Below are 12,335 nucleotides of genomic sequence, written 5' to 3'. Positions count from 1 at the left end.
GGGATGTCAGCTACGATACGTGTGGAGAGTGTGATCGGTGGGATGCCGCGGTCTTCACGGTCTCGCATTGACGGAACGTCCATAACTAGCACTATCTGTTGAAAAGTGCAAACAGTAACGGGTATGACAAAAGGAAACTAACGGGAATCACTGAGGATGAAGTCCGCTATCACGGGGCGGTGGTCCGAGGCCCTGCTGGTGCCTACCCAACAGCGCTGGGCCTTGATCCCCGGGGTGGTCATGATGTGGTCGATGCGCATCCAGGACGCCCTCAGCCAGGGCACCTTGTTCTTGAGCAGGAAATGCCCGTAGGTGTAACCGTACCCCCTCCCCCCCTGGACGAAGGCGTCGCTGAGGCCTGCTTCCCTCAGCGTCTCACAGACCAGCGAGTGGTCCGGCGAGTTGAAGTCGCCGGCCACCACGACGTCCCCCTTTTCCTGCGCAAGATACCCCGACACCGCCCGTGCCTGCCTGAGGCGGGTATCCACGTTGGCCTCGAAGCGATCGATGGCCTTGGGTATGTACCAGGCGCCCCGGCGCACCTTGCGGAAAGCGCTCAGGCCTCTCCGGGGGGTCTTGAAGTGAACGTTGTAGAGGGAGATGTCGCGGGAACCGACCCGCACCCGGCACCGCAGGAAAGATTCTCCCTTTCTCTCATGGTAAGGCAGATCATGCACTTCGACGTCGGAGATGAGGAACCTGCTGGCGACCAGGTACTGCCCCTCGCTGTACATCTGCCAGCCGGCAAGGTAATCCGCCAGCGGCCCGTCCCCGGCATCGACCGCGTCCTGGAACAGGATGATGTCGGGGCGGCTCCTGGCCAGTTCCTCGACCAGCGGCATCAGGTCGCGCTTGCCGTACTTGACGTTCCAGGTCATCACCCGCAGCGTCTGCGGGGAGTTTGCCCACGCCTTTTGCGTGGACCAGTGCCAGTCCATGATCGGTCCCAAAACCCACAGGACTCCCACCAGGGGCGCCCACACCAGGATCTTGGTGCTGCGGCAGGCGACCAGGGCCAGCAGCAGGCCCGGGACCGCCCAGATGAGTTGGGGGAGGTAAAAATTGAAAGCGCCGACCCAGAATCTGTCCGGGCCGGCCCAGTTGAGAATGGTGATGGCGGCCAGCAAAAGGATATAGGCCGCGTTTAGTCCGAGGAGCCAGTTGAACATACTCATCCGCCTGCCTCCCTTGGCGCCGGGGGCTGCCCCGCCGACGCCTCCCCTGCGTCGTTTCACAGCTTGCACATGCTCTTGTTCCAGAAACACGCGACCTCTTGGGGCAGTTGGTGCCAGTACTGCCCTTGGTACTCCTTCCTGATATGGTCCAGCAGGTCCCGATACAACTCATGAGGATACTCGTCATACCCGACCTCGCCACCAAAGTTCATGTAGTCGGGGTGGGTGATGAGCAGGGCCATGCCGCCGTGCTCAGCAATCCAGCGCAGCTTCTCCTTCCAGATACTGATGTCCTTCTCCCGAAACAGGATGAACATGGTGAAGTCCTGGGGAAGCGTGTAGGGGAGCACCACGTACTCCCTTCCCGGGACCTTGGTCTGCTGCACAGGGAAGATCGTTTTCAGTCCGTCCGACTGCGGCTCGAAGGGGTCGGTATCGAACGCCGACGCTTCGTAAATGATATCCAGCTGGTGCAGCCACTCGAAGTTATGGTAGACGCACGGGGAGCGGAAGCCGACCGCTCCCCATTCCTTCAGGTAGTTATTGATCTGCACGGCATGCCGCTCAAAGGTTTCGGCCGATTCGTAAAGCTTCCTGTTATGCTCCAGACCGTGCAACCCCACTTCGAACCCGTGGCTGACGAGCTTGTTACGCAAGGCAGGGGGGAGATGGTAGTCATACGCGACGAAATTGAACGAGGAGCGGAAGCCGAGTTCCTGCTCGAGGGCCATCAGTTGTTCGCACCGTGCCACACCTCGGGCCGTGTCCACATCGTGGGTCAGCACCACGGAAAAGCGTTTTCCCTGCGGCCACCCCCTGAAACCTGGCGGCACCGCGCCAGCGGCCGGATCTATGGGCCAGACGTTTTGAAAGATATAGCGTTTGTATTTTGCCACTGCGCTGCGCAGCATGATCTGAAACCGACGTGACATCCAAGGCTTCACCCGGTAATAAGCGCGTGCGAGGGCCTCTTCGATGAAGGGCTTCATGACCTCTCCTTTGCATGTCGCACAGGCCTCCATTATTGGGCCGGTGGGTTGTCGGTGACGGGGAAAACCAGACAAACAACGTAAACTAATTAGGAAATGCAAAGACAAAATATATCCAAAACCGGCGCGCAATGCAAGCAGCCACAAAGGGCGGGACGCCGCCCCGCAGGCCGCTTTTCACCGAGACAGCTGCAGGAGGATATGATATGTTTTGCCATCCGCGGGGCAGGGTCCGCCTCCCCCCCCGGAAATCCCCCGCACGCCCCCGCACCACGAGGACCGATGCCGCTGTACATCCACACCAGCAACCTCATGGAACACCTGGTGGACCGCCTGGAAAAGGTGGTCCGCGCGCCGCACCGTGCGCCCTGCAGCCCGTTCGACAAGGAACTGATCGTGGTGCAGAGCAAGGGGATGCAGCGCTGGCTTGCCATGGAGCTGGCGGCGAGGATCGGTGTCTGGGCCAACGGAGAATTCCTTTTCCCCAACCGGTTCGTGGAGCGGGTTTTCGCCAAGGTGCTGCCCGACGCACCGGAGGAGGCGCCCCTGTTCTCCCCCGAGGTGATGACCTGGAGGATCCTGGGGCTTTTGCAGCAGGCGACGGCGAACCCTGGGTTCGAGGAGATCGCTGCGTACCTCTCCGACGACGCCGACGGGCTGAAAAGAATGCAGTTGGCCCAGCGCATCGCCGACACCTTCGACCGTTACACCGTCTACCGCCCGGAAAAGCTCCTGGAGTGGGAGCAGGGGAAGGAAGATCACTGGCAGGCGCAGCTCTGGCGCTCCCTGACCGCGGAGGTGCCCCAGAAGCATCGCGCCCGGCTGCTGCAGGAGTTCCGCAAGGCGCTGGACGGCGGCCGGCTCCCGGACCGGCGGCGCATCTCCGTCATCGGCATCCCTTCGCTCCCCCCCTTCCACCTCGAGGTTCTGGCCCGCCTCGCCCAGCACGCCGAGGTGAACCTGTTCCTCCTCAACCCCTGCCGCCAGTACTGGGGCGAGATCGTCTCCGAGCGCGAACTGGCCCGCCTGGAAAAGCAGGGAGAGGGAAAGGAGCAGTGGTACGAGACCGGCAATCCCCTGCTGGCGTCCTGGGGCAAACTGGGCCGCGACTTCTTCGACGCCATCATCGACGGCTGCGGGGAGCACGAGAGGCTCGACAGCTTTGCCGGGCTGCCGCAGGGCTCGCTGCTGCACGAGGTCCAGGGCGACATCGTCGAGTTGCGCGGTGCCGATGCGGGGGCGCGCCAGCTTACCGCCGGCGACCTCTCGCTCCAGGTGCACTCCTGCCACTCCCCCATGCGGGAAGTCGAGGTGCTCTACGACACCCTGCTCTCGATCTTCGTCGCGGACCCGTCCCTGTCGCCCCGCGACGTGCTGGTGATGACGCCGGACATCGAAAGCTACGCCCCCTACATCTCCGCCGCCTTCGGCAACCCCGAATCCGGCGCCGAGCGCATCCCCTACTCCATCGCGGACCGCAGCCTCAAGAACGAGGGGGAGGCGGCCCAGGCTCTTTTATCCATCCTCGGGCTGTGCGGCGGCCGCTATGGCGTGGCCACCGTATTGGACATCCTGGAGTCGGCGCCGGTGGCGCGCCGCTTCGGCCTCAGCGAGGACGACCTGGAGACCGTGCGCGACTGGCTCAGGGGGGCCAACATCAGGTGGGGCATCGACGCCGGCCAGCGCGCCGAGCATGGCGTCCCCCCGTTCCACGAGAACTCCTGGTCGGCGGGGCTGGACAGGCTGCTGCTGGGCTACGCCATGAATGGCGACGGGCGCTCCTTCTACAAGGGCATCCTTCCTTTCGACGACATGGAGGGGGGCGTGGCCCTGGTGCTGGGACGGTTCCTCTCCTTCTGCGAAAAACTGTTCGCCGAGACCCAGGCCCTCTCTCGCCGCAGACCGGCCGCGGAATGGGTGCCGGTCTTGCGCCGCATCCTGGACGACTTCATCCTCCCGGACCAGGACGGGGAGCGCGAACTCCTCTCCCTGATCGAGATCGTGAAGAAACTGGGGGAGTGCGGCAGCCAGGCCGGCTTCGAGGACGAGATCGGGCTCGAGGTGGTGCGCTATTGGGTGGAACAGCAGCTCGGCAGCTCCGAACGCGGCCTGGGCTTTTTGACCGGCGGCGTCACCTTCTGCGCGATGCTCCCGATGCGCAGCATCCCGTTCCCGGTGGTGGCGCTGATCGGCATGGACGAGGGGCAGTTCCCGCGCAAGAACGCGGCCCAGGGCTTCGACCTGATGACCCGGGAGCGCCGCGCCGGCGACCGGTCGCCGCGCGACGAGGATCGTTACCTGTTCCTGGAGGCACTCCTTTCCGCCCGCAAGCGGCTGCACATAAGCTACGTGGGACAGAGCATCAAGGACAACGCGGAACTCCCCCCCTGCGTGCTGGTCAGCGAACTGCAGGACTACCTGGCCAGGTGCTTCGTAACCGCGGAGGGACACCCCGCCGGAGCGGCTCGGCGCCACCCGCTCCAGCCCTTCAGCCCCAGGTACTTTACCGGCGCCGACGGCCACTTCAGCTATTCGCAGCAAAACTGCGCCGGGGCCCAGGCCAAGCTGCTCCCCCCCACCCCGCCCGCGCCGTTCCTTGCCGCACCCCTGCCGCCGTGGGAGGAGGCAGAGACCGTCACGCTGAAGTCCCTGGTCGATTTCCTGTGCAACCCGTCCAAGGAACTGTTGCGGCGCAGGCTCGGCGTCCGGATCGTGGAGGGGGATGACCCGCTGGAAGAGGTGGAGCCGTTCGCCCTCGGCTCGCTGGAGAAATACCAACTGGAGCAGGAGATCGTGGCGGCGGTGTTGCGCGGTGAGGAACTGGAGGCGCCGTTCGCCGTTGCCTGTGCCCGTGGCGACCTCCCCCCCGGGGTCTGCGGCGCCGCCTTATACCAGAAGCTGGGCGACCCGGCGGCCGAGTTTGCCGGCAAGGTAACCGAAATTTGCACCGGCGCTCAGCTCCCCGCCCTGGACATCGACCTGAAGCTCCCCGCCGGGCGCATCATCGGCCGGCTGGAAAACCTGCGCGACGACCGGATGGTCCGCTATCGCTACACCGACCTGAAGCCCAAGGACCAGTTGCGGCTCTGGGTCGAACACCTGGTGCTCAACTGCGCGCAGGCCGCGGGCTACCCGCTGCAGAGCACCTTCGTCGCCGCGAAGAGCACCGTCCACCTCCCCGCCATCGACGAGAGCGAAGGGCACCTGAACCGACTCCTCGAGCTCTACCAGGAAGGGATGAGCCGGCCGCTCAAGTTCTTCCCGGACACCTCGTTCGAGTACGTGAAAAATGCCCGCGAGCCGAAGAATGCCGCCAAGGCTCTCGGCGCAGCAGCTGCAGCTTGGAACGGCAGCGAGTACAAGAAGGGGGACGTCAAGGACGAGTACTGCCGCCGCTGCTTCGGAGAGGCGCCCCCGTTGGACGAGGAATTCCAGGCCTTGGCCCGGGAAGTGTGGGATCCGATCCTGGACAACCTGGTGAAGAGCGGCAAAAGCACCAAGAAGAAAACCTATTTGTGACAATCTTACGCTGGTAAAAGGCCCCCTTTGCGAAGGGGGATTTAGGGGGATTTGCTTTTGGTTCCGAAGAGGCAAATCCCCCCCGCCCCCCCTTCGCAAAGGGGGGAGTGGCAGGTAGCGGCAGATCGTCGCCAATCCGTAAAAGAAATACGTTGCCTCCATCCCCTCTCCCCTTGGGAGAGGGTGGCCGAAGGCCGGGTGAGGGCGACGCCACGAAGGGACCGGTTGCCGACTGCACCGCCCTCACCCCGCCCCTCTCCCACAGGGAGAGGGAGGATATGAAATGAAGAAATTCGACCTCCTACATACCCCGCTGGGCGGGCGCAACCTGATCGAGGCGAGTGCCGGGACCGGCAAGACCTTCACCATCGCCGGCGTCTACCTGCGCCTGGTGCTCGAGGAAGAGCTCGACGTGTCCCGCATCCTGGTGGTCACCTTCACCGAGGCCGCCACCAAGGAACTCAAGGAGCGCATCCGGCAGAAACTGAAAGACGCCGAGATGGCCTTCGAGACCGGGGCCAGCGACGACTTCCTTGTGAGCGGGCTCCTGGAGCGGAGCGCCGACCGCGATAAGGCGCGGCGTCAGCTTGCCAACGCGGTGCGCAGCTTCGACGAGGCCGCCATCTTCACCATCCACGGGTTCTGCCAGAGGATGCTGCAGGACAACCCCTTCGAGAGCGGCTCGCTGTGCGACACCGAACTGCTGACCGACCAGGAGAAGATCCTCAAGGAGATCGCCCAGGACTACTGGCGTATCAACTGCTACGGCGAGCCGATCGAGAGGATCGCGGCGGCCGACCAGGCCAAGATCACCCCCGATTCCCTGCTCAAGCTGGCGAAAAGAGTCTGCAGCGATCCCTACGCCACCGTCGTCCCCGACCCTCCTGCCGCAACGGAGGAGGACGCCGACTGGCTGCTGGCGCTCAAGCGGAACTTCTTCGACTACCTGCGCGCCGAACTCCCCAAACGGAAGCGGCTCAAGAACGTGCGCTGTTTCGACGACCTCCTGGGCGATCTCCACGCCGCCCTGACCCGCCCGGGCTCACCGCTGCCGCGGCTGATCCGCGAACGTTTTCAGGCCGCGCTGATCGACGAGTTCCAGGACACCGACCCGGTCCAGTTCGCCATCTTCGACGCCGTCTATCCCGTCGGGTACGAGGCACCCTTCTTCCTGATCGGCGACCCCAAGCAGGCCATCTACAGCTTCCGCGGCGCCGACATCTTCGCCTACCTGGGAGCTGCCGACGCGACCAAGCAGCGCCACACCCTGCTGCAGAACTTCCGCTCCGAGCCGGGATTGATCACGGCGGTGAACAAGCTCTTCACCTCGCGCGAGCTCCCGTTCCTACACGACAAGATCGGCTTCAACGAGGTCGAGGCGGCACCGAAGGAGCGCAGCATCCTCACCGAGCAGGGCGAGCGGAAGGCGCCGCTCAAGTTCTGGTTCGCCCCCCGTAAGGATGTGGGCAAGCCGATTAACAAGGGTGAGGCGTGGGACCTGCTCCCGGAAACTGTTGCCTCTGAGATCGCGCGCATCCTGCGTGACGGCGCGGCAGGGAAGCTCACGGTCAAGGAACTCCGGCAGGAGGGCGAAGAGGAACGCTGGGTGCCGCGGCCGGTCCGGCCGCGCGACGTGGCGGTCCTGGTGCGGGCCAACCGGCAGGCCAGGCTGATGCAGCAGGCGCTGAGCCGCAGGGGTATCCCGAGCGTACTCTGCAGCGCGGGAAACCTGTTCGAAACCGACGAAGCGGCGGAACTGCTGCGGCTCCTCTCGGCGGTAGCGCAGCCCGGGCACGAAGCGCTGCTGCGCGGTGCGCTCGCCACAGACCTGGTTGGGGTCACGGGCCCGGAGCTGGCGCAACTGGTCCACGATGAGGACAAGTGGGAGGAAATCCTGGAGGAATTCCGGGGCTACCACGACACCTGGAACTCTGCCTCCTGCATGGCCATGGCCCTGCAGTTCCTGGAGCGGCGCAAGGTGCGGCAACGGTTGCTCGCCGGGCCGATGGGCGAGCGCCGCCTGACCAACGTGTTGCACGCCATCGAGGTCATCCACCAGGCCCAGGTCAAGGAGCGGTTGGGGATGGAAGGGGTCGTCACCTGGCTCTCCTGCCGCATCACCGAGGAGCCCAAGAAAGAGGAGTACGAAGTCCGCCTGGAAACCGACGAGGCCGCGGTCCAGTTGGTTACCATCCACAAGAGCAAGGGGCTCGAGTACCCCATCGTCTTCCTCCCCTTCTGCTGGGCCGAAATCAGCGGCAAGGACGAAGGGGCGCTGTTCCACGACGAGAACGGCAAGGTGGTGCTGGACATCGGCTCCGAAGAGATGGAGCAGAGCAATGCGAAAGCGGCCCAGGAGGCGCTCGCCGAGAGCCTGAGGCTCCTGTACGTCGCGCTCACCCGCGGCAAGCACCGCACCTACGTCGTCTGGGGCGCCTTCAAGGACGCCGCCGACAGTTCGCTGCACTACCTGTTGCACCCGGACCAAGACGAGGTGAAGGGGCAGGTGAAGCTATCCGACGAGAAGATCATGGAGCGCCTGGGTGAACTGGCGGCCGCTTCCGCCGGGAGCATCGAGGCTGTCGCGATGCCCGCTGCCGACCTGCTGGGGTTCCGGGAGGGCGCAGAGGACGTGCCGGCACTGGCGCCGCAGCATTTCACCGGAACCATCGCCCGTGACTGGCGCGTCGCGAGCTTCACCTCCCTTTCCAGCCGCCAGCATCACACCGCCGAGCTCCCCGACCGCGACGAAACCACTCCGGTCGAGGACAGCCCGGTACGCGACGTCGAGCCGACCGGCATCTTCGCTTTCCCCAAAGGGGCCAAGGCCGGTATCTTCCTGCACAAGATCTTCGAAGACCTCGACTTCACCCAGGCCGGACACCAACTGGCGCCGCTGGTCGAGGAGCAGTTGGACAAGCACGGCTTTGCCGCCGAATGGCACAGCGCCGTGCGCGACATGGTGCTGAACGTGCTGCAGGCGCCGCTGGGAGAGCAAGGGATAACCCTGGCGCAGGTACCCCTGGAGCGGCGTCTGACGGAGCTGGAATTCTTCTTCCCGCTGGCCCAGGTCACCTCCGACGGGCTCAAGGACGCCGTCACCCGCTTCATGAACCATCATGGCGCGAAGGCCGCCTTCCCGGTGGACATGGCAGAACTCTTCAGCCGGCTCTCCTTCTCGCCGGTGCGGGGGATGCTGCTGGGCTTCATCGACCTCGTGTTCGAGCGCGACGGGCGTTTTTACATCGTGGACTGGAAGTCCAACCACCTCGGCAACAGTGCCGGGGATTACGGGCAGCCTGCGCTGAAGCGGGAGATGGAGGCGAGTTTCTACCCGTTGCAGTACCTCCTCTACACTGTGGCGCTCGACAACTACCTGCGGCTGCGCATCGAGGATTACGATTACGACCGTCATTTCGGCGGGATCTTCTACCTCTTCCTGCGCGGCATCGACGGCACCGGCAACGGCGTCTTCGCCGACCGACCGCCCAAGGAGTTCATCGCCGAATTGGCCGCTGTACTGCTGCCGGAGTCGGTGCGTGTGGCAGTAGAAGCGCTTCCCTCGCCCCAGCCCTCTCCCAAAGGGCGAGGGGGAACCGGCAAGAAGTCGAAAAAGAGTGGTGCCGACGATCAACTGAGTTTCGATCTGGCATAAGAGTGTGAGGCGAAAGGCGGATCACAGAGGGCACAGAGGAAAAGCCACGGCGGACACAGAGGAAACAGAAGGTTGTTGTTCTCCCCTTGAATTCGCTTTTCCTCTGTGACCTCTGTGGACCTCCGTGTCCTCTGTGGTAAAGCTTCATGCTTTCAAGCTTTAGAAGGTGCCCCTATGACTCCTGATGGAGTTCAACTCAACGACATAGACCGGCAGTTCGCCGCCTTCATCTGCCGCCTGGCAGGGAGCCGGGATCAGCACGTCGAGGCTGCCGCCGCGCTCTTGAGCCGCGGGGTCACCGCCGGCGACGTCTGCCTCGATCTCGACACAGCACTGGAGGAGGGGCGTGCCGCGGGTTTCCGCCTCGAATCGACGTCGACCTGGCGCGACCGCCTGAAAGCGTCCCCCGCAGTCGGCGCCCCCGGCGAGTTCAAGCCTCTCATCCTGGACCCCACGGGGCGCCTCTACCTGCAGCGCTACTGGCGCTACGAGAGCGAACTGGCGCAGGCGATCCTGGACCGGGGAGAACCGGCGCCATTTGACCGCGAACAGCTGCGGAAGGGCCTCGCGCGCCTCTTCCCCCCCACTCCGGGCGAGACCGACTGGCAGCGCATTGCGGCCCTTGCCGCCGTCACCAGGCGTTTCTGCGTCATCTCCGGCGGGCCGGGAACCGGCAAGACCACCACCGTGGTCAAGGTGCTCTCGCTGCTGCTGGAACAAGCCGAAACCGCCGGTGCCGGCAGCGCCCTCCGCATCGCCTTGGCGGCCCCCACCGGCAAGGCCGCCGCGCGCCTCAAGGAATCCATCTCCGGAGGACTCGACAAGGCGGATCCCGTAGTGCGCGAGCTGATCCCGGAGGAGGTGTTCACCCTGCACCGGTTGCTCGGCTACCTGAAAGGTTCCAGCGGCTTCCGGCACAACAGCGACAACCCGCTCCCCTACGATGTCATCATCGTCGACGAGGCGTCGATGGTCTCCCTGCCGCTCATGGCAAAGCTCGTCTGTGCGCTGCGCCAGGATTCCCGCCTGATCCTGCTCGGCGACCGGGACCAGCTCGCCTCGGTCGAAGCCGGCGCTGTCCTGGGTGACATGTGCGACACCGGCGGAGCGCACGGTTTCTCCGCCGCATTCGCAGAGTTGGCCGCCGACGTGGCCGGTGATGCGGTTGAGGTCCAGCCCGGCATCGGGCCGCTCGGCGATGCCGTGGTGCTGCTACGCAAGAGTTATCGTTTCTCGTCCTCAGGAGGCATCGGCAAGGTCGCCACGCTGGTCAACGCCGGCGACGCCCAAGGCGCCCTGGCGGCCTGCCTCGATCCGACCCTGAGCGACGTTTCCTTGGCCTCCCTGCCGCCTGCCGCGGGGCTCGCCGATGCCCTTGCCAGGCGCATCACAGACGGTTACGGAGACTATCTGCGCACGCAGACGCCGGAAGAAGCCTTTGCAGAATTCAGCCGGTTCCGTATCCTGTGCGCCATGCGCAGCGGCCCGTACGGTGTCGAGGCCCTAAACCTGCTGGTGCGCCAGCGGCTGGCGCAGGCCGGGCTGTTCAACCCGCATGGCCGGTGCTACGCCGGTGAGCCGGTGATGATCACCAGGAACGACTACAACCTGGGGCTGTTCAATGGCGACGTGGGACTGATCCTGCCGGACGCCGAGAACGGCGGAGAACTGCGCGCCTTTTTCCCCTCCGGTTCCGGCGGCATGAGGAAAGTGCTGCCGCTGCGGCTCCCCGAGTACGAGTGCGCCTTCGCCATGACCGTGCACAAGAGCCAGGGCTCCGAATTCGAGAAAGTCCTCCTGGTCCTCCCCGACCGCGACACCCCGGTGCTGACGCGGGAACTGGTTTACACGGCGATTACGAGGGCGAAGAAATCAGTACAAATCGTGTCATCCACAGAGTTGCTCGCAACGGCCATCGGTCGCCGGGTCGAGAGACGATCGGGCTTGCGGGAACGACTGTGGGGGCATTGATACTGTCGCCCTGATAGCGATGCACGGGGCCTGAGGTTCCCCCCTTTGCGAAGGGGGGGCAGGGGGGATTTAGCCGAGGTAGCCACAGCATCTTAGCTGCAACGGTGGTCAAATCCCCCTCAATCCCCCTTTGCAAAAGGGGGAAGCTGGAAGAAGCCAAGAAGAACTTGTTGCACCTTTTTTCCCTGATGGTTCCGACATCATTCGCCTTCCACCTAAGGAGCAGCCATGAACATCAATGTTGATGATATAAATCTTGCCTACGACGACGCGGGCACCGGCCCCGCCGTCCTCCTCATCCACGGTTTCCCGCTGAACCGCCAGATGTGGCAGCCGCAACTTAAGCCGCTGGCCGCCGCCGGTTTCCGTGTCATCGCCCCTGACCTGCGCGGCTTCGGCGCCAGCGACGCCCCCGCCGGCGGCTACAGCATGGAACGGTTCGCCGACGACATCATCGCCCTCCTCGACGCCCTGAAGCTCGACAAGGCTGTCATCGGCGGCATGTCCATGGGCGGCTACATCCTCATGAACCTCCTGGAGCGCTACCCGGACCGAGTTCGCGCCGCCTGTTTCATCGCGACCAGGAGCAACGCCGATGACGAGGCGGGGCGTGAGCGCCGCAAGGCCATGGCCGCCGAGGCGGAACGGTTGGGCGCCAACCCGATCATCAAGATCTTCGCCGAACTCCTCTTTGCCGCGGAAACCTCACAGACCAGCCCGGAACTGATCGCCCGCGTCACCTCCTGGATGCGCGACACCAGCCCCAAAGGTTTGGCCGGCGGCCTGCTCGCCATGCGCGACCGCAAGGACTACACGCCGCTACTCCCTTCCTTCCGGCACCCATCCCTGGTGATAGCCGGGGCCGAGGACCGTGCCGCTCCCGCCGAAGCCGCCCAGACGCTGATTGATGGCCTCTCCGGTTGCCGGAGCAAGGTGATCGATAAAGCCGGGCACATGGTCAACATGGAGCAGCCCGAGATCTTCAACCAGACCCTGATCGAGTTCCTCAACTCGCTGCCGGAGTAA

General features: G+C 64.5%; 6 protein-coding genes. 4 read left to right on the top strand and 2 right to left on the bottom strand.

The window, feature by feature from the left end; translation table 11 throughout:
- Window positions 1-137: 137 nt before the first annotated feature.
- Window positions 138-1,175, bottom strand: a complete 1,038-nt coding sequence (locus JFN91_RS02285) for an endonuclease/exonuclease/phosphatase family protein (RefSeq protein ID WP_199387585.1) — start codon at window positions 1,173-1,175, stop codon at window positions 138-140.
- Between the two features lie 56 nt (window positions 1,176-1,231).
- Window positions 1,232-2,164: a polysaccharide deacetylase family protein gene (locus JFN91_RS02280; RefSeq protein ID WP_199387584.1), complete on the bottom strand. Its 933-nt coding sequence runs from the start codon at window positions 2,162-2,164 to the stop codon at window positions 1,232-1,234.
- A 282-nt stretch (window positions 2,165-2,446) separates the two neighbouring features.
- Here JFN91_RS02280 and recC point away from each other — a divergent pair, with 282 nt between their 5' ends.
- The 4 genes from recC (at window position 2,447) to JFN91_RS02260 (ending at window position 12,335) form a co-directional block, all read left to right on the top strand.
- The gene (gene recC, locus JFN91_RS02275) at window positions 2,447-5,683 is read left to right on the top strand and encodes an exodeoxyribonuclease V subunit gamma (RefSeq protein ID WP_199387583.1); all 3,237 of its coding nucleotides are present in this window, start codon (window positions 2,447-2,449) and stop codon (window positions 5,681-5,683) included.
- A 283-nt stretch (window positions 5,684-5,966) separates the two neighbouring features.
- The gene (gene recB, locus JFN91_RS02270; RefSeq protein ID WP_199387582.1) at window positions 5,967-9,338 is read left to right on the top strand and encodes an exodeoxyribonuclease V subunit beta; all 3,372 of its coding nucleotides are present in this window, start codon (window positions 5,967-5,969) and stop codon (window positions 9,336-9,338) included.
- 174 nt (window positions 9,339-9,512) lie between these two features.
- Window positions 9,513-11,309, top strand: a complete 1,797-nt coding sequence (gene recD, locus JFN91_RS02265) for an exodeoxyribonuclease V subunit alpha (RefSeq protein ID WP_199387581.1) — start codon at window positions 9,513-9,515, stop codon at window positions 11,307-11,309.
- A 228-nt stretch (window positions 11,310-11,537) separates the two neighbouring features.
- Entirely contained in the window at window positions 11,538-12,335 is a 798-nt protein-coding gene (locus JFN91_RS02260; RefSeq protein WP_199387580.1) for an alpha/beta fold hydrolase, read from the top strand.

Source organism: Geomonas anaerohicana (assembly GCF_016458305.1).
In the GTDB taxonomy this organism is placed as follows: domain Bacteria; phylum Desulfobacterota; class Desulfuromonadia; order Geobacterales; family Geobacteraceae; genus Geomonas; species Geomonas anaerohicana.
This window is presented reverse-complemented; position numbering and strand designations above follow the sequence as displayed.

Coding starts and splice junctions, on each gene's coding strand:
- recD (WP_199387581.1), top strand. CDS start 9,513: ATGACTCCTGATGGAGTTCAACTCAACGACATAGACCGGCAGTTCGCC.
- JFN91_RS02260 (WP_199387580.1), top strand. CDS start 11,538: ATGAACATCAATGTTGATGATATAAATCTTGCCTACGACGACGCGGGC.
- recB (WP_199387582.1), top strand. CDS start 5,967: ATGAAGAAATTCGACCTCCTACATACCCCGCTGGGCGGGCGCAACCTG.
- recC (WP_199387583.1), top strand. CDS start 2,447: ATGCCGCTGTACATCCACACCAGCAACCTCATGGAACACCTGGTGGAC.
- JFN91_RS02285 (WP_199387585.1), bottom strand. CDS start 1,175: ATGAGTATGTTCAACTGGCTCCTCGGACTAAACGCGGCCTATATCCTT.
- JFN91_RS02280 (WP_199387584.1), bottom strand. CDS start 2,164: ATGAAGCCCTTCATCGAAGAGGCCCTCGCACGCGCTTATTACCGGGTG.